Genomic DNA, 20,007 nt, shown 5'->3' on the forward strand with positions numbered 1-20,007 from the left:
CCTTTTGGTTCATGTATAATTCTTTTTAATTCCATTATTATGGCAGAAAATAGAAAAAAAGTATTGATAGCGTGCGATTCTCCGCGTACATTACTTGATTTTAGGGGCAAACTCATTGAAGAACTTATCAAGAAGAATGAGGTGTTTGTTTATACCCCAAAAATTTCACAACAGCATGTTCAAGAAAAGCTAAAAAATCTTGGAGTAACTGTTTTTGAAAATCATCTGAACGGAAGTAATGTATCGATCCTCTCCGATCTTACATACATGATTCAATTATACAAGGTTATCAGGAAACTAAGACCGGATATTTTCTTTCCCTACACATTTAAACCTGTAATCTATGGAACTATTATAGCAAAGCTTTGTGGAATAGATTGTATAACTCCGATGTTAACCGGACTGGGGTATAATTTCACCGATAATGGTTCTAAAAAAAGTATAGTGAGCCTGATAACCAAAACACTGCTTAAGTTCAGCCTGATGGAAAACCGGAGGGTCAGAATCATTTTTCAGAACCGAGATGATTATAATAAATTAATAGAATCAGGTATAATCGGAATTAAACATCAGGCATTTGTAGTAAATGGTTCTGGTGTGGATTTGGGCCATTATGATTATTCTGAACCAGAAACTACTAATATCAGCTTTCTAATGATATCTCGCCTTATCAATGCAAAAGGTGTAAATGAGTTTTTTGAAGCCGCGAAAACCATCAGATCCAAATACCCGGATATAAAATTCAGGCTTATTGGTTCTTTTGATGATAACATTGACTCCATTAACAAAGAGCTGTATTTCAAAATTCAATCTGGAGATACCTTAGAATATATTGGGCAAGTGGATGACGTAAGACCGTATATAAAAAATTCATCCATCGTTGTACTCCCTTCGTATTATGGAGAAGGTGTTCCCAGATGTATCCTAGAAGGCATGGCCATGGGAAGGGCCATCATTACCAGCGATTCTGTTGGATGTCGTGAAACTGTAAATGTTTCACCTTCCTGTACTAATGGTTTTTTAGTTCCGGTAAAAAATATTCCAGCGCTTGCTTCCAAAATGGAGCACTACATAAATAATACCCGAGATATTATCTCATATGGTATCAATGGTCGAAAATTCGCCAAAGAGAAATTTGATGTGAACCTTGTCAATGCAGAAATGCTGAAAATCATGAACGTTGGCTAGCTTGTACATCTAAAAAACTGTGGTTCTTAAAAAATACTATAAGTCATGGCATATCGCTTGATCAATTTTCAACAATCGGAAGAATGGACAGCATATGTCCATAATTCTGTAAACTATGATTTTTATCATACCTGGCACTATCATTCACTAGAGAAAAACGGGGATCCATTTCTTTTCGTTTACGAAGAATCGGATGTGTTTATTGCGTTACCTCTGCTAAAAAGAGAAATTGAAAATTCAGGTTTATATGACCTGACTTCTGTATATGGTTATTCAGGGCCGATTTCCAATAGAAAATTTGCAGACATAAGTGACCAGATACTTGAAAATTTCAAGTATTTCTTCTTAAACTTCATGAACACTGGAAGATATATCTGTGTTTTCTGTAGACTTAATCCTTTTATTGACCAGAAAGTGTTGATTGAAAAAATAGGAGGTATTTCCAACAATGGTAAAACTGTATACATGGACTTATCCATTTCTATTGAAGAGCAAAGAACAGGCTATGAAAAAAGGATGGGCAGACAAATCAGACATTTGAGAAAGATGCCTTACATTATTAAAGAAGCTAAAACCGGAGATGAAATAAGTTTATTTACGGCCATGTACAATGAGAACATGCACCGGCTGAAAGCAGAAAAAAGCTATTTTTTCAACGAAGATTATTTTGCAGCAATCATTAAAGAGGATAGTTGCAAGTTAGTCGTGATGTATGATGGAATTAAAATGATTTGCGGCGCAATTATTATGTGTTGTGGAGGCATAATCCGAAACCATCTGTCTGCCACAGCAGTCGATTATGTTAATCAATCACCCAGTAAGTTACTCACGGACGAAATAAGTATAATAGGTAGGCAGCTGGGAATGAAGTATTTTCACCTGGGCGGTGGTTTGGGAGGTCGGGAAGACTCCTTATTTAAATTCAAATCATCCTTTTCAAATCTGTTTCTCGAAGATTCTACCTGGAAATTTGTATCGGATACAGTCGTATACAATGATCTGATCAAAGAAAGAAAGAACGATTTAAATATAAATTATTTCCCCTTGTACCGTTACCCTGAAATGGACATTAAATAAAAGCAATCCGATTTCAAAATACCGGGTTCTCTAAAAAAAATAAATTTTTAACCATTAAATCTGTATGCTTTGAAAAATATATTTAATTACTCTGGAGCTACTATTAGTGACTTTGAGAATGCAATTGATCAGTTTGGTTGGGTTATATATGAAAACGCTCTTAATGAAGGGCTGATTACTCAAATTATTAATGACCTGGAACCGGCTTATTTGCAAAGAAGAGAAATCCAAACCCAAAACGGTATTGAAACAAATATGGAGGGAACCCTTCATCATTTATTGGAATGTGACAATTTTAGTTTACATTTTTTAGAACAAATGTTTTGTGATAAGGAAATACGCTTCTTTTTAGGTGGAAACTATATTTTAAATGGGTTTAGCGCGGTTATTAACATGAAAAATGATAGGCCGTATGTTCAAAATATTCATCGGGATTTGAGAAGTTTTACCGGAAATATGAAAATGATGATCCAAATGATTGTGTTGCTTGATCATTTTACAGAAGAGAATGGTGCTACTTATTTACTTTCAGGCTCACACAAAGAAGATATTAAACCAAGTGAGGAATATTTTTACAAACACGCTGACCGGGCGATAACAAAAAAAGGCAGTATTATCTTGTTTGATTCTAACTTATGGCATGCTGCCGGTAAAAATTATACTGAAAATGCTAGAAAAGTATTAACATTAAGTTTCACCAAACCATTCTTTAAGCCGATGTTTGATTTTCCAAGATATTTAGGTTATGAATTTGGAGAATCTTTAAGTGAAAGCTTAAGGCAAGTTGTTGGTTACAACGCCAGAATTCCAGCAGATTTGTACGAGTTTTATCAACCTCCTCATAAAAGAATGTATTTATCGAGTCAAGGTTAATAGTTTTTTGAGAAAATTTAACTTCCAATTTTTATGAAAGATCAAAAAGAACTTCAGAAAACCATTGGAGGCTTTTTTCAGTTACAACTCTCAAATGGCGAAGAATACTATCCTTCACTCATAAAATTAAATACAACCAGAAATGCATTAGAATATATATTGAAGGTTAAGGGGTATACTAAAATTTATATACCCTATTTTACGTGTGATACGATATTGGAACCTATGTTAAAATTGGCAGTTCCATATGAGTTTTATACACTGGATAAACAGTTAGACCCTATTGTTGATTTTGAAATTGGATATACTGAATGCTTTTTGTATACCAACTATTTTGGCATAAAACAGCATACAGTAGAAAAATTAAGCAAAAACGTTAAAAATTTAATTGTTGATAATTCGCAGGCCTTCTTTTCAAAACCAATAGATAACATCGATACAATATATTCATGCAGAAAGTTTTTTGGCGTCTCTGATGGTGCTTACTTGCAACTTAATAGTAGTCTCCGATTGAACATAGAAACGGACATATCTTTTGATAGATTGTTACATCTTATAAAGAGTATCGATGTTGGGAGTGAAAATTCATATGGGGATTTTGTTGAAAACGATAAAAGTCTTGAAAACAACGATATAAAAAAGATGTCTGTTCTAACGCAGAAAATTCTTTCTGGAATTAATTATCAAAACAGTGAAAAAATAAGAAAACAAAACTATAATTATCTGCAGGAAAATTTGGCTCTAATAAATGAACTTGATATTGAAATACCTTTAGATGCTGTTCCTATGGTATACCCTCTTCTTATTTCAAATGATAAAGTTAAAACTAAACTTATAGCGAATAAAATATTTGTTCCTACCTATTGGCCTAATGTTTTTAAGTGGACAAACGAACAGATGTTTGAAAATCATCTGGCAAAGCACCTTGTCCCACTACCAATAGATCATCGGTATACTATAAAAGATATGGAACGAATAGTTTGTGTGTTGAAAGATATAATACATGAACTAGCATCTTAGTTCTATTTACTAGCCTCTTTATTTTTTGATTCACATTATGAATTTACTTTAAATCTTTTAAAAAAATAGGATGGATAATTTAGTTTATATAAGACCATTGGTTTTAAGCGATGCAAATGTCTCTTATCAGTGGAGAAATGATTCTGACATCTGGAAATATACTGAATTTAAACCTGATAGATACGTTTCTTTAGAAACTGAACAGGAATGGATAAAAGGCAAATTAGAGAATAAGGATGAACGACGGTTTGCAATTTGTCTTAAAGAAAACAATCAATACATAGGAAATATTCAGTTATTAACTATAAATAATGGACTGGCATCCTTTCATATATTCATAGGTGAAAAAAGCTTATGGGGAAACGGAATAGGCAAGCAAGCTACAAAGCTTATATTAAAGTATGCTTTTTTCGAACTAGGTTTAAAATGTGTCTTATTAGAGGTAAATCCATTAAATATTCCTGCTTATAAAACTTACGAAAGAATGGGTTTTGTTGCAGTAGGCTCCAATGAAGTAAATGGATTTATTAAAATGAAATTAAATAAAAAAGAGTTTCCCATCTAACCTTAGTTCACTTACTATCATGAGAAAATTAATTACTCTTTTTCACAAAGAGCAATGGAAAGCCTACGTATGGCGCCAATGAGCCAATATATAATTCCTTAGTTGATCGTATAGGAATCGATCCTAATAATAAGATTGAGTATTTCCCCTTATACAGATACGACTTTATGCCGTTAAATAATGCAATACTCCAATATTAGCTGATATATGTTAGTATTTGATTAACCTCTTGGTCTTGTGACCGCCTAAAAATGTACCCCATGATTAAATTACTTACCCTTAACGAAAGAAGCGAATGGAATTCTTACATTAAACGCTCTTTTGTACACGATTTTTATCATACCTGGCATTATCATTCTTTAGACAATAGTGGTAATCCTATACTCTTGATTTATGAAGAAGGTGAAAATTTCATAGCCTTTCCGTTCCTCAAAAGAGTTATCCCTGATTCGCCATTTTTTGATTTAAGCTCTGTGTATGGATATCCTGGACCAATTGCAAGTAAAAAATTCGAACACCTGGATGAAGGATTAATCGATAATTTTAAAAAGTCATTTTTAAAATTTCTGAAAAACGAACAGATAGTCTCCGTATTCTCCCGATTGAACCCTTTTTTTGATCAGTATATTTTGATGAAAGAATTTGAGGGGGTTCATGAAAATGGACTTACTGTTGCACTCGATCTGAATTTACCTTTAGATGTTCAGCGTAAAAAGTACGATCGGTCAGCCACTAGAGCGATCAAAAGATGCCGGAATAAAGGATACTTCGTAAAGGAATCAAAACGACAGGAAGATATTGATACATTTATTGATATCTATACAGAAAACATGCGTCGAATCGGTTCAACTGAATACTATTTATTTGACAAACAATACTTTACAAGCCTAATTCATTCAAAAGAGTTTGACTGCAGATTATTATTGGTTTATTTAGGTGATGAAATAACATGTGCAATGATCATCTCTTTTTCTCACGGCATTATTCAGGCACATTTGGTTGCTACTAAAGCATCATATTTAAATCAATCTCCTGCAAAATTTCTAGTTGATGAAATTACCATTATTGGACGGGAAAGGGGAATGAAGTTTCTTCATCTAGGTGGGGGGCTCGGCTTTAAAGAAGATTCCCTGTTCCGATGGAAATCGGCTTTTTCAGATCTGTTCTTAAACTATAAAAGTTTCCGGTTCATTGCAAACCGCAAAGCATACAACTATTTGCTTGATAAGCGAGGAATTGATAAAAAAATAGCAATCGACTATTTCCCTTTATACAGAGCATCCATCACCTTATTTTCCTCTCTATCATTTATCTAAAATTACTATTATTATGAAAAAGTTATTATTTAGCAATAAAGTACATTCAAGATGGCTAATATTATTGATCGATCAGTTAATCGTAATCTGGACACTCTTTATGTCTTTATTGCTGACAAAAAAAATTGAATCTGCTGAATTGTTTTACACCAGCGATATCCTATATATAGGACTTTACAGTGTGATCTCTATTTACGTGTTTATCAACATGAGAATTCATACAGGAATCATAAGATATTCCAATACAGAAGATATCTTCCGCGTATTCATGGCAGTGCTAATAAGCAGTATTGGTTTTATGCTTATCAGTAATTTGTTTGTTGCTCCATATTTTAAACTTCCGTGGAAATGGTTTGACAAAGTACTGTTATTGAACTTTTTTATTTCTTCATCCTTGTTAATTATTTTGAGAATAGCCGTCAAACACATTTTTGGATATTTAAAAGATTTACAACCCGGAAATATAAAGGATAATATTTTAATTTATGGAACTGACAACACCTCAATTCTGGTGAAAAAAGCATTGGATACCTGTCAGGAAACACCTATAAATGTCTTTGGTTTTATTGATGATGATCAGGATAAAATAAACAAACATATAGAACAAAAAAATGTATATCCGTCATTTTGCATAGAAACTCTTAAGAAAAAATATGCTATCAATAAAGTTTTATTAGTTGGCAACGATCTAAATATTAATGGAAAAAAGAAAGCAATTGAAAAATGTATAGATCTGGGTATTAAAGTGGTTACAGTGCCGTCTTCTGATAAATGGCTATATGGTAAATTAAGTCCTAATCAGATGCAGGACTTGAAAATTGAAGATCTTTTACAACGGGAACCTATTATCCTCAAAAAGAATAATGTATCAAAAGAGATAAACGGAAAGAGAGTTTTGATTACCGGAGCAGCAGGCTCAATAGGCTCCGAAATTGTACGTCAGGTTTTAAACTATAACCCAGAGTATATCATCCTCTGCGATCAGGCAGAAACACCTTTACACGAACTTCAGCTTGAAATTCAAGATTATTATCCTGAAGGTAAAACCAAAATATTCATGGCCAACATCCAGAACAAAAGCCGAATGAAAATACTGTTTGAAGAATTTAAACCACAGATTGTTTTTCACGCAGCGGCTTATAAACATGTTCCGATGATGGAAAATAATCCTGCAGAAGCTATATTAACCAACGTATTAGGTACGAAAAACATATCCGAGCTTTCGATAGATCATGAGGTAGAAAAGTTTATTATGATTTCTACAGACAAAGCTGTAAAACCCACTAATATTATGGGAGCTTCTAAACGTCTTGCAGAAATGTATATCCAATCGCTAAATAACAATAATATATTATCAGCTTCGGAGAACGTTAGAGCAAATTTTAAGAGTTTACTTAAACCAAAAACTAAATTTATTACGACCCGTTTCGGGAATGTTATGGGGTCAAACGGATCTGTCATTCCGAGATTTAAAGCTCAGATAGAAAAGGGTGGCCCAATAACAGTTACCCATCCCGAAATAACCAGATATTTTATGACTATTCCTGAATCTGTACAATTGGTATTGGAAGCTGCAGCAATGGGAAATGGAGGTGAAATCTTTATTTTTGATATGGGAGACCCGGTTAAGATTGTTGATCTGGCAAAGAACATGATCAAACTTGCCGGCATGACGCCTGATAAGGATATCAAAATTGTTTTTACCGGACTACGCCCAGGAGAAAAGTTATATGAGGAGTTACTCCTTTTGGAAGAAGAAACTATTCCGACCCATCATCAAAAGATTAAAATATCTAAAATTATTGATTATAGCTTTAATTATGTTCATCAGGTTACAGAGGAATTATTGTGCTTAAATAGCTTGAACAATGACTATGAAATGGTAAAAAAAATGAAAGAAATTCTACCAGATTTCATCAGTAATAATTCCAAATATGAAGAGCTAGACTTGTGTGAGACTAATTAGATCAACTTTTACATTTTTTTATTATGGGCATACACGTAGGAAATATTCTAAAACAGGTTCTTCGAATGGAACGTATTGGGATTAGCGAATTATCCCGAAAGCTTAAAGTAAGTAGAAGAACAATATATAATTGGTTTGAACAAGAAAATTTGAATCTTCAAATTCTCTTAGAAGTTGGTAATATAATTGGACACGATTTCACGGCCGAACTACCTGAAACGTTAGTAAAAAACCATCGTCACGTGCTTAGTGCACAAGATGCTTCTTCTGTAAAAAATACAGATGCCGATAATAATTCTGTTTATTTCTGGATGAATAAATATATTGGCTTGTTAGAAAAATATAATGATCTATTAAATCTCAATTCCGAGAACTCACCTTCAAATAAGAATTCAACAGACAAAAATGGTTATTTTTTATTGTAAATTTAATAATCTGCCATAATGTTGCTTATAATCTCGAACCTGTCAATGTAAATACATTTCATAGTCAACGATTGAACAAGGAAAAATTACTTTGTACTAAATTTAGGTAATAGTCTTTCATCGGTATCCCATCTAATCGGTGAGGAGATTCGAGAAATGTTTCCTCTTTATTTTTCGCAAACTCCCGTTCGGTTTGGCAAACCCTTGTTATGCGACGTATTATTTTTTAATTATAATTTCTTTCCCATTCACAATATAATGCATTGTTCTGTCAATAAACCAATCTTTAATTTCTTCGAATATTTCTTTTCTGCAGCCAATTTGGTTAAGACTTGGAAGAGTTTTTAATACATCATAGTTGTTAGTAACACAGTCTATGTCCCAAATACATTTCAGTTTTTTCAACTCGGACAAGAAATTTAGATTTTCAATATCATTACCACGAATGTCGATTAGTGTAAGATTTTTAAGTTTTGAAACTGTTTCTAAATCAATTGGCTTTTTACAGTAGAATGCATAAAGTTTAGAGAGTTTGTGTATGCTAGTTAACGGTTTCCAGTCTTCAATATCTGTTTCCGATATATTAAGTTCAGTGAGTGAAGGTAAAGTAAGCAATGGCTCAATATTCTTGATCTTTGTTTTACTTATACTCAGTTTTTTCAGCTTTTTCAGAGAAGTAATCCAGTTCAGATTGTCAATATCTGTATTAGCTAATCCTAACTCTTTTAAATTCTCACATTTACTTAGGCTTGTATAGTCTATATTTACCCAACCAGACAAAAATAAAGCTTCTAAATTGGGAAGGTGTAATAATGGTTCTAGATTAGAGTGCTGACATAAATACAAAAGTTTTACCTTATTAAGTTCTTCAAATGATACCGGAATTTTGCCCCGTAGAGAATAATCATTACCTAGTCCGTGAGATAGATCAGCTTTCCAAAGTTGGCTTAAGCCATTCCAAAAATCTTCAAAATCAGTATTTTTCATTTAGCAGCAGTTGGGTTGGATATATGTCGGATAACGTTTCGGGGGTTTTCGTTCGGGCACGATTTGGAAGCCGGAATATAGTACTAAAATACAAATTTAAATAGAAATACAAAACTTGAATATTGTACTTCAACACAGCTGAAACATTCACGAAAATTGTATCATGTGGTATACTTAGTGTTCTTGAAGTATAGAATTTTCGCCCCGGAAGACTGAATTGCTGATCTCCATTCCGCAGAGATGAAAACTCCACCTATGCGAGAATAGAACAGATCCAGTTTTGAATCAAATTCATTATTAAGCGCTAACGCTTTTATTTGAGGAAAAGGCCTGAAATTTCTCACTTCCTCCGCATTAGCAAATTGATGGTCAGTGAGAGGTATATTTCCATACCCACCCGTATAAAAGACCGATTCACTAAAGTCAATGGTTTTCCTTGTGGTCTGTTTCCTGAACAACACCCAACTGAAGTTGCTACATTTAGCTGGACATTAAGTTAAGAGAATTTAATAAATTAACATCATGATAAGTGAAGCAAAGGAACAAGGACTAAATCGGCTTAACGCATCCAAAAGTAACTATACCTGATACGACTAAATACAATAGCCACCCAGCGTTTTTACTAGGTGGCCTCAGAGACTCTAAAAAACAACTGATCAGCTATCAGTTTTGTAAATTTGGATTATTATTCAGTTCGTTTAGGGGAATTGGAAATAAAAAATATTTGCTATTTGGAGATAAGCTGGATCCATCCGGAAACTTGAGAATATAATGTCCCATTACAGCTACAGTCTTGCCGGCATCATCCAAAAAGGTCTCATTGGCTTCGCGACGTACAGGCGTCGTCTGTGTCCGAAGAATATCGTAAAGACGGAAACCTTCACCCCAAAGTTCTTTGCGGCGCTCCAATAAAACTTCCTGTACCGCCTTTGCCTTATCGAAATTTGCGACATCAAGATCTTGCAGAGTCCGTTTACGTCTTAATTCGTTTAAGAGGTCTATAGCCCCTTTTACATCGTCCAGGCGAGCTCGACTCTCCGCTTCGATAAGCAGCTGCTCTGATGATCGCATTAAAACGATATGTCCATCGCGATTGGGATGTTTATTTCTAAACTTACGATAGCGATAGGAGCGATAGATCGCCTCAGCAGGTTGCCTGGCAATCTCAAAGAGCGATTTACGCACATCACCAGCTGTAAATAAGCTGATAAAATTGGGATCGGGAATAATGCTATTATAACCAAAATATAGGTTTACACCTTTGGCATCTGTCGCATAGGGAGTAGTCTCAATATAAGCTAAGAAAGAAGCTCCACCCAAATTTTGGGTAGCGGTCTGAGGATGTCCCCAGATCCACTCCGGATTACTGACATCGTTAAATCCTTCCTTGTACTGCTCCGCCGTCATAATCGGATAACCAGTACGTGCTTTCGCTGCGTAATCCCGTGCTTGGGGCCAGTTTTCCTGTGTTAAATATGTTCTGGCCAGTAGACCATAAACGACATTGAGGTCGAGTCTGTTCTTCACTTTTCGCTTGAAACCTACCAATAATTTTTCGGCTTCTTTCAAATCGGAAACAACCTGTTCATAAACCTCTTTTACTGTTGCCAGAGGTCGGGGAACCGTCGTTGGTGTCGTCGGCTCTGTATAAATGGGTATTGCCTTGGCATTTGGATCTTTCACGTAGGTAAACTGGTACTGACGTACAAGATTGAGATAATTGAGTCCCCTCAAGGCATAGGCTTGCCCCTTGAGGTGTTTTAGAGTTTCTTTACTGTTATCGTCAATTTTTATATTGGCGATCAGATTATTGGCATGGTCGATAGATTTATATTGCAAGGTCCAAAAGAAAAGCGCCCGTCGGGTGGTATTGTCAAATGGGTCTTTATAAGGATATGAGTCCCGAAAACCATAGCGGCCATCCCGTGCTATAGCGTCCTCTCCCATCACTTCATGAGTGAGGAATATGGTCGGGAGACCAGGATTGTCTTGAGAGGTGCTATTTTCCATCAAAAAACGGATTGATCCGTTGATAAAGGCATCAATATTATTCTCAGAAGAAAACACCTCAGGAGTCGTAATCTGGGTAGCGGGAGCAGTCTCAAAGAAACTGTCACGACAGGATGAGAGTGCCAATAAAGGAAAAACAATGGTGATATATTTTAATTTCATGGTAAATTAAATATGAGTGTTAAAAAGAAACATTTAGGACGAGTGCATATGACTTCTGTGCCGGGTAGCGATAGTAGGTTACTCCACCTACCGTTTGCTCTGGATCGAGGCCCTGAGTCCCATAGAACGTCAATAAATTTTCTCCTACAAAACGTATCCGGGCATCGGAAAGAGCCCAATTTGACACCAAGTTACGCGGAAACGTATAGCTTAAACTCAGATTCTTTAGGCGTCCATAGCTTGCACTCCGTAGAAAACGCGTGGAAGGGATAGTATTCCAGGAATCGCTCACGTATGACAATCGGGGGAAATCGGTCTCTCTATTTTCGGGCGTCCATCTATTGAGGGCCTCCTTAGACCAGCTTCGTCCCGGTGCTGACCCCACATGCATTATCATGGGTTGATCACCATCAAAGATTTTCCCTCCCAGACTATAGGATAACAAGAAAGATAAATCTATTCCTTTGTAACTAAAGCTATTACTAATACCTCCATAGAGATCTGGCAATGAACTTCCTTCAAAATAAAACGAAGCTTCATTTTGATTCGTTGTCGTCGTTCGCCCGCTTATATTTCCCGATGCATCTTTTATATCCTTATACCAGGTTGCCTTCCCAGTCTCCGGATCTACTCCGGCCCATTCCTTGATATAAAAGTCATAGATGGAACCACCTTCAACCATTTTTTTTGTATTTCCATACTGTCCAATGGACCCAGTGAGAATTTCCTTTTGTGGCAGTTTGGTGATTTTATTCTTGTAGTGCCCCACATTTGCCGTAATAGACCATCTGAAATCTCTGTTTCGAATAGGTACACCTGTAATCTGCGCATCAATTCCGCGGTTGCTCAAGGAGCCAATATTGGCATCGATCCCGCTATAGCCAGTAGATGGTGAAAGTGGCTTTTGGAAAAGCAGGTCTTTAGACTGCCGGTCATAGACATCAATCTGTGCTACCAACCGATTGTTGAAAAAAGCGATATCAGCACCGATGTTGAGATTGAGATTTGTCTCCCATTTTAGGTCTGGTGTAGGCAAATCGGAAGGCAAAAGTCCGAGATTGTCCAAACTGTTATAAATAGAATAAAATCCGCCGTAGGCGTAATTACCGACTTTATCATTTCCCTGGGCTCCATAACTCGCCCTTAAATTCAGGTTGTTAATCGTATTGATTTCTTTCAGGAAGGATTCTTTTTTCACGTTCCAGGCCGCACCGACAGACCAGAAATTGCCCCAACGTGACTGCTTACTAAATCGTGATGAACCATCTCTTCGATAGCTCGTCGAAAAGTGATAGCGGTCAAGATAATCGTAATTTACCTGCCCCAACCAGCTTGCAAGCTTGTAATCGGAAGAAGTCCCATTAAAAACACCGCTCAGCGTACCTGCGGAAGGCTCCGTTTTACCAAGTACCTGAAAGCCTGTTCGGTTACCCGATAGCGAAGAAGCTCCCTCCACGTATATTTCGGGACCGACCAAAGCACTAATGCTATGCTTATTACCAAAGGTCGTCGCATAATTCAGAAAGCTATTGACCGTATAATTAAGTGTACGGCTCGAACTTCGGCTTGCGGATCCCGCTCCATCTGTAAGGACACCTGTACTATAGTACGAATGCGAATAGGTATGCGAACTTGTGTTTCGGTAGTCGATATTGGCCGAGGTCTTCAGAAATAAATTGTCTGTAAATGATATTTTGATATTGGTACCCAACAAAACTGATTCATTGTTGGTACCGGAAATTGCATTTTCAGCGCTGCCTAAAATATTTGAACCACTCGCGGCTGTGGTTGGGCGCCATAGCCCATAGTCCCAGATCTTATTGCCTTGTTCATCCAGCACATAGCTGCCATCAGGATTGCGCTGATAGACGGGATACAGATCAGACACCAAACGCTGAAAGTTAGCGAAGTTGCCCGTATTGCTGTCACTTTGTGTAGGTGCACGTTGGAAACCGGACGACAGGGCAACATTCCCGCCAACTTCAAACCAGTTGTTGACCTTTGACTGTATATTTGTGCGGAAATTATACCGCTTGAAATCAGCTGTGCGAATCCACCCCTGTTCATTGAGGTAACCGGCAGAAAGATAATAACGTGTGCTAGCCCCGCCGCCACTCAGACTAAGGTCATATTGCTGGCGTACCCCCTTTCGGGAAATTGCTTTTCCCCAGTTATCGTTCCAGAGTGGTGTTGCTCCCGCAACAAGCTTTCCATCGAGCCCCACGGGCTTTGGATAGTTAGTCCCAAAGATGTTTACTTTAAGCGCTCCGTCCACTAAATAATCTGTAGCATACTGGGCAGCATCGTCAGCGGTTTTCCCTTGATCGAGCTGTGTATTACGGATTGCTTCCCATTGCAATTCGTAGTATTCTTGCTGGGATAGGTATTCATAATCTTTCACTGCCCTACCGGTATAACCGTAATTGGCCGAAAAATCAACAGCAGTCTTACTGTTCAGTTCACCGGATTTTGTCGTGATCACGATGACGCCATTTGCACCCCGGGAGCCATATAGTGCGCTAGCTGTCGCATCTTTTAAGACCGAAATGGAGAGGATATCTTTTGGATTGAGACTATTGGGATTGGCTCCGGGTGTACCATCTACGACATAAAGTGGTGCTGTGGATGCGTTTACTGAGCCTACCCCCCTGACAAATAGTTCGGCGTCGCTCCCCGGCTGACCTGCCGCGGCAATGGATTGTAGTCCGGGTACTGTCCCCTGCAATGCTTTCCCGATCGTCGTAATCTGTAGATTATCCAGTTCTTTACCACTAACTGTAGCGACAGATCCGGTATAACTTGATTTTTTAGCGGTAGTATAGCCTACAACGACGGTCTCTTCAAGTGTATGATCCACAGGTTCAAGTTCAATAACCACTGGAGAGTGATCTATAACCAAGGTCTGACTTGTATACCCCACAAAAGAAATCGTAACCGTGAAGGGCAATTTCTGTCCGGTCACAAATTGAAATTTCCCGAATTTATCGGTGGTTACATGGTGGGTTACATCCTTTAGACTTAAGGTTGCACCAGAAAGTGGCTTTCCGCTGGCGGCGTCCTGTACAACACCACTGAGTACAGCATTTATAATGGATTTTGTTTGCTCCTGTGCGAAGGAAGGTGCCACAGCTCCAGTCCCAGCTAACAAAAGAAGCAAATAAAACAAGCTTGATTTTCTCATTGTTTTTCTGTTTGATGTTTTTTTGTTTGTTCTTTACTCGCCGTAGATTTCCTTCAATTTCTGCAATAGGGCATCGCCTTTAATGTTGCGGGCCACAATAATGCCATGCTCATCGATAAGAAGGTTGCTCGGGATAAAGCGGACACCATACAAAGCTGCCGCTTCCGTATCCCAGAACGAAAGATCAGAAACCTGAGTCCAGTCCAACCCATCGTCTTTAATGGCTTTTAACCAGTCTGCTTTTTTCTTATCCAGCGATACGCCAAATACGTTAAATCCACGGCCTTTATATTTCTGAAAAGCCGCAACGATATTAGGATTTTCCCGACGGCAAGGACCACACCATGCTGCCCAAAAATCAAGTAGCACATATCCTTTACCAAGATGCTCACTGAATCGTATTTTATTTCCCTCGGGACCGGTAGATACAAAGTCTAAGGCTTTATTGCCTGGCAACACGGCACGCTGTTTTAAGATCAAATCTTTCAAGATGCGCACATATTGTGTTTGCTGTAATGAAGCATCCAACAACTTTATATGCTCTTCGAGTTCGTCCGGCGACAGATTATAAGAATAATTGCGAAACAATGCATATGCAGCGACAATAGATTTGGGATCCGCTTCAATAAACTGCTTGGCAGTATACTTACGTTGCTCTTTATTTGCATGCTCAAAATAAGCTTGGGCTTTTGATCCTTTCACGGTCGCATGAACGCCATTTTCTCCAGACTGGATGAATACTTCTATTGGAGCGTCCTCCAAGAAAAGCTGGACAGGATAGCTTTCCTCATTCAACTTCAGACCAAAGAGTTCGGGTAACTGTACTTTAGTTCCAAAACTAAATTGACCTTTGTTGACCAAGGCTGAATCAATCGTTTTAAATACTTTATTGTCGTATTGTTGCAGGTATATTTTACCTTCTTTCAATCCTTCTATTTTTCCTGTTAAACGCAGTGCTGCTACTTTTTGGGCCGATGCCTGTGTGATAAGAAATAGCATCGAAACAGTAAATAATGTGAGTTTATTTTTCATCTATTTAAATTATTTAGGAGTGTCTTTGATATAAATGGAACCGTTTATCTTCTTACCCCAGATTGGAGAACCTGTCCAAGCAAAACAGCATTGGAGAAGCTCCGAGCATTGCCAAAGGAAATGCCCCGAAACAAGGGATCGTCAACAAAGTATACAATGCGTCCATTCCCGCTATTTTCTACGAGGATGCTAGCTGTGCCTGCGATGTTTTTTTGGTTTTCGGCCGATGCGTAACCATTTAATAAGGGAGACTTGCTATAAATTGCTACATTATTGTAGGCCTGGTCACCCTGCTCAACAAAAAGAGTGTGGTTGCGATAGACAGGTTTTGTCCTCTGTGTGTAACCATAACCGATGGGGTGTGTTCTATCAATTTCAGTGTTAAAATAGGTTCCACCAATACGCTTTGTTCCTTCCCGACTTTGAGCGGAAGCATAATCAAACCGTTCCTTTGTTTTCGTTGTTTTTTCTTCTTTCCGCTTTACACTATCGCTCCTTCCGTCAAGAAATTCAAAAGAAGCAATCTTCTGTCCTGCAAGCCATTGACCGGTACGTCCAAAAGCAATTAATGTTCCTCCATTTTTTACCCAAGCCCGGATACGCTCTATAGCTGCCGAACTCAATCCTGCATACTCACCGCTGACCAACACAAGTACCTGATAGTCCTCTAGGTTTACACGACTAAATTGATCAATATTTAACCGTAAAATAGGCTGTTCCAATTGGCGCTCAAAAGTATACCACACTTCACCGGCCTCATAGGCACTGATCCCATTTCCGGTCAAAAGCAATGCATTTTGAGGTACGAGACTTTTAAATCCACTACTTCCAAGATCTATTCCCTTCGCGCTGTATCCGGTGGAAGCAGATACAATAGTTACATTTCCCATTTCATTCAATTTCCGTAAGAAGTCAAATAATTCATCCGCTGAGATGGACTGGCCATATATTGGAATCAACAGGCTTCCATAATCAAACCCAATTGTCCTGCCCTGATCAGACAGTTCAAAAGGACTGCCAGCGGACTTCACAAGGATTCCGCGCTGTAGCAATTGGGATAATAACCAAGGTGCTCCCTCCTGCCGCCAGTCTACGAGATAGGCATAATTGCTCTTCGTCAATGCAACAGGGGGTATATTGGTGGCAGCACTTCGATCAGTATCTCCGTCGTCTAGCGCTTGTCTAAGACCAGCATAAGAGAAACCATAGAGATAGGCAATAGAATTGCCGGAGCCATCATAAAAAACGCTATCCACATATGTCTTTGTCTCGTCAAAGATGACTTTGACCAGCCGATAATTTGCCTGTGCCGTCGGAATAATGATTGAGGTTCCTTTCTCAAAATCTTTACCATCTACCTTACGGTCACGATTGTTCGTTATGTAATGGATTTGATGCCTGGTAAGAAGTTCTTTGAAATGTGCCGCTGTGTTATTATTGTATTTTAGATCCACCAGATAACCTTTGATTGGATCTTTTTGGGCCAATTCGAAAGCGGACTGGAAGAATTTCAATTGGTTTTCCAGAAGCTCCGTACGATGATCAATAGATGCGCCAATGCTCGCCAATGCTATTCTGAAATGATTTCGAATAGCAAAGGGATAAGTTAGATCGCCATTATTTGTCCGCTGAAAGAGCCCCCTTGGACTTGCCTGCTCAAAGAGAATTCCCAGGCTTCCGACATGATCAGGGTAGGTAGATCCATAGGTTGGATTGATATTGTCAAATTGCTCTTTGGTGAAATAAAAAGATCCAATTTCATCCAATGCTTTCGCATAGTAAGCGGCAAATTTCTGATTTAGCTGATAGGTGCTTTTAGGGACTAAAGGAGATTCTTGAGCATCTGGCTTTGTGGGTTCGAAAAAGAACGAAGATGCTGCACCCATCTCATGGAAGTCGCCCTGAAAATGGGGTAACCAATGTTGAAAATAACTGACGCGCGCTTTACTTTCGGGATTTACTTGATTGATCCAATCGCGGTTTAAGTCAAACCAATAATGATTTGTTCGGCCCCCTGGCCAAGCTTCGTTGTGCTCTCTATCCAAGGCATTTCCGTTTGGTGGAAATGTTGCATTAGCATTGACCCAATTGACATAACGATCATAGCCATCCGGATTACGGACCGGATCTATAAAAAATATTCCGTTTGCAAGTGACGTCGCGACGATAGGATCTTGGGACGCTGCCAGATAATAAGCGGTTAAAATAGATGCTTCGGCAGCGGAGGTTTCGTTACCATGCACACTGAAACCCAAAAACACCAAAGCGGGCTGTGCCTCCTTGGACACTATCTGGTTATCTTTTGCATTGTTAATCGTTTCAATATGCTGTTGACGAATTTGTTCGCTATTGCGTATATTATCGGGTGAAGAGGCTTTCAGTACGACCAATGGTCTACCTTCCCAGGTACGACCAATCGTATCTATCTTTATCCGATCGGAACGTTGCTCAAGGATTTTAAAATAATCAACAATCTGGTCATAACGGGTATGACGATGACCTATTTGATGATTGAAAAATTGACTTGGTGCAGGGATGTTTGCTGCAAAACGGCTTCCAGCCGGAAAATAATAATCTTTTTCCAAGTTTTGCCCGCCGGATTCATTTTGAAAAACTTTGGGAACGGAGCCACCCTGGGCAGAAGCAAAAGGAATACTGCTCCACAGAAAAAAAAGCAATAGCGAACACGGGAAAAATACCTCGTATTTTTTCATAGGGATGAATTAGTTTAATAAGTGAATACTAACAAGTAGGATGATGCTACTTGTGGTGTGATGAATAATAAGAGAACCGCGATCCCATATTATGCATTAGAAGGCTCTAGAAGAAAAAACTTATGCGCAATAGCGCATTCGAAATGGAATAAGAATAAATCGAATGTTTTTCAGGCTGTGAATGACGGAAAAGGTTGATCTCTGTTGTCTCATTTGAACTTTGTTTTTGTTAGGTTGTATCGCTGCCAACGCCAATTGATATACGATTTGATCACAAATATAAAACATCCTAACAAAAAATACTACTAAATTAGTAGTATTTTTTTATTCATGGCCAAAATTACAACAACTCACCGTAAACAAACTGACCTCACCAAAAAAAACTGGAGCATTTAAAAGTAGAAAATTTGAATTTCTAATTTTAATTCTTCTTTATTAGATTACGTATTAAAAATTCGTCAATGACATCGACGCATTTTTCCACCCAAGGATGGAAAAGCCAGAAAGGGTGTACCTGCACATCTAATGTATACACTTGATATGCCGTCCCCCAACGCTTTAGCATACCGATCAATTCGTCTTGTCCGGCATGGAATCTAGGAAGACCACTATTGATGAATAACATCGGAATTTTCTGTTCTTCTCTCGCCCAAAATATAGGTGAAGCCTCTTTCCATATTAATGGTTTTTCAGCAAAGGTTCCTCCAAGCCAGAAAGCATCTGGAGAATCAGGCTTCCGCTCCAATTTAAGTGAAAGCGGAGCCATGAAATCCACCACTCCATCCAGATTAATAATAGCCTGAACCCGCGTACTGTGTTTGGAGTCAACAAGCGGTTCAAATTTAGTTACACCGCCTGTCAATCCAACCAGGCTCGCAAGATGACCTCCGGCGGAACTTCCCGCCACTACGATACGGCTACTGTCTATATCGAACTGATCTGCATGATTTTTAAGCCACAAAATTGCTGACTTGATATTGAGCAAGGCGTTTGGATATTTCGCCTCCAACGATAATTGATACTCCACTGGAATGCAAACATATCCTTTTCTCGCCAACAACTGTGCAATGGGTACATCCATTTCTTTTTGTCCTGAACGCCATCCACCGCCATGGATCCATATCACTGCCGCACGATTTCTCCGGTCATCAGGCCGGATAACATCGAGATGTAGGTCCCGAGGACCAAAATCGGTTTGAGCTAGATGGGTATACACCAGATTACGTGTGATCTTTAGATCTCTTCCTAGGCTGTCCGTAGCTGGTCGTGCATGGGGATAGCTTTTCTTTATCTGCCGCCATACGTGCATCGTGTTATAAGTCGTATCTTTCGGAATATTAAGACGCTGCCCCCGCACTGGATTACACAGCATAAACAATAACAACGAACTCCAAAAAAGAGGCTGTGAGAGATATTTATTTTCCCATTTCATCGAGCATTTCTTTATTTGTATCTTCATTACTTTGTTTTTAAAAAAACTCTGTTTCAAAA

Annotated in this window: 14 protein-coding genes; 8 read left to right on the forward strand and 6 right to left on the reverse strand. The window is 38.2% G+C overall.

Annotated elements, in window-relative coordinates; genetic code table 11:
* Positions 1-39: 39 nt before the first annotated feature.
* The 8 genes from D7322_RS18135 (at position 40) to D7322_RS18170 (ending at position 8,430) form a co-directional block, all read left to right on the forward strand.
* Positions 40-1,188 (forward strand): glycosyltransferase family 4 protein, encoded by a 1,149-nt coding sequence (locus D7322_RS18135; RefSeq protein WP_121125661.1) that lies wholly within the window; start codon positions 40-42, stop codon positions 1,186-1,188.
* 45 nt (positions 1,189-1,233) lie between these two features.
* Positions 1,234-2,265: a GNAT family N-acetyltransferase gene (locus D7322_RS18140; RefSeq protein ID WP_121125662.1), complete on the forward strand. Its 1,032-nt coding sequence runs from the start codon at positions 1,234-1,236 to the stop codon at positions 2,263-2,265.
* 69 nt (positions 2,266-2,334) lie between these two features.
* Positions 2,335-3,138, forward strand: coding sequence for a phytanoyl-CoA dioxygenase family protein (locus D7322_RS18145; protein WP_121125663.1), 804 nt, complete (start codon positions 2,335-2,337; stop codon positions 3,136-3,138).
* Positions 3,139-3,171: 33 nt separating this feature from the next.
* On the forward strand, positions 3,172-4,158 hold the full coding sequence (locus D7322_RS18150) for an aspartate aminotransferase family protein (RefSeq protein ID WP_121125664.1): 987 nt from the start codon (positions 3,172-3,174) through the stop codon (positions 4,156-4,158).
* Between the two features lie 70 nt (positions 4,159-4,228).
* Positions 4,229-4,723, forward strand: a complete 495-nt coding sequence (locus D7322_RS18155) for a GNAT family N-acetyltransferase (RefSeq protein ID WP_121125665.1) — start codon at positions 4,229-4,231, stop codon at positions 4,721-4,723.
* Between the two features lie 260 nt (positions 4,724-4,983).
* Positions 4,984-6,039 carry a GNAT family N-acetyltransferase gene (locus tag D7322_RS18160; RefSeq protein ID WP_121125774.1) on the forward strand — a complete coding sequence of 352 codons (1,056 nt, stop codon included), beginning with the start codon at positions 4,984-4,986 and terminating at the stop codon, positions 6,037-6,039.
* 13 nt (positions 6,040-6,052) lie between these two features.
* Positions 6,053-8,005 (forward strand): polysaccharide biosynthesis protein, encoded by a 1,953-nt coding sequence (locus D7322_RS18165; RefSeq protein ID WP_121125666.1) that lies wholly within the window; start codon positions 6,053-6,055, stop codon positions 8,003-8,005.
* Positions 8,006-8,070: 65 nt separating this feature from the next.
* Positions 8,071-8,430, forward strand: coding sequence for a hypothetical protein (locus D7322_RS18170; RefSeq protein ID WP_147430473.1), 360 nt, complete (start codon positions 8,071-8,073; stop codon positions 8,428-8,430).
* Positions 8,431-8,649: 219 nt separating this feature from the next.
* Here D7322_RS18170 and D7322_RS18175 read toward each other — a convergent pair whose 3' ends face one another.
* The 6 genes from D7322_RS18175 to D7322_RS18205 all read right to left on the reverse strand — a co-directional run bounded on the left by D7322_RS18175 (position 8,650) and on the right by D7322_RS18205 (position 19,975).
* A complete protein-coding gene (locus tag D7322_RS18175; RefSeq protein ID WP_121125668.1) occupies positions 8,650-9,417 on the reverse strand; it encodes a leucine-rich repeat domain-containing protein in 768 nt (255 codons plus the stop codon).
* Positions 9,418-10,080: 663 nt separating this feature from the next.
* Positions 10,081-11,589 (reverse strand): RagB/SusD family nutrient uptake outer membrane protein, encoded by a 1,509-nt coding sequence (locus D7322_RS18185; protein ID WP_121125670.1) that lies wholly within the window; start codon positions 11,587-11,589, stop codon positions 10,081-10,083.
* 19 nt (positions 11,590-11,608) lie between these two features.
* The gene (locus tag D7322_RS18190) at positions 11,609-14,770 is read right to left on the reverse strand and encodes a SusC/RagA family TonB-linked outer membrane protein (RefSeq protein ID WP_121125671.1); all 3,162 of its coding nucleotides are present in this window, start codon (positions 14,768-14,770) and stop codon (positions 11,609-11,611) included.
* 33 nt (positions 14,771-14,803) lie between these two features.
* Positions 14,804-15,802: a TlpA disulfide reductase family protein gene (locus D7322_RS18195; protein WP_121125672.1), complete on the reverse strand. Its 999-nt coding sequence runs from the start codon at positions 15,800-15,802 to the stop codon at positions 14,804-14,806.
* 44 nt (positions 15,803-15,846) lie between these two features.
* Positions 15,847-18,516 (reverse strand): M14 family metallopeptidase, encoded by a 2,670-nt coding sequence (locus tag D7322_RS18200; protein ID WP_121125673.1) that lies wholly within the window; start codon positions 18,514-18,516, stop codon positions 15,847-15,849.
* Between the two features lie 421 nt (positions 18,517-18,937).
* Positions 18,938-19,975, reverse strand: coding sequence for an alpha/beta hydrolase (locus D7322_RS18205; RefSeq protein WP_121125674.1), 1,038 nt, complete (start codon positions 19,973-19,975; stop codon positions 18,938-18,940).
* Positions 19,976-20,007: the final 32 nt, after the last annotated feature.

The organism is Sphingobacterium puteale, assembly GCF_003627955.1.
Lineage (GTDB): Bacteria > Bacteroidota > Bacteroidia > Sphingobacteriales > Sphingobacteriaceae > Sphingobacterium > Sphingobacterium puteale.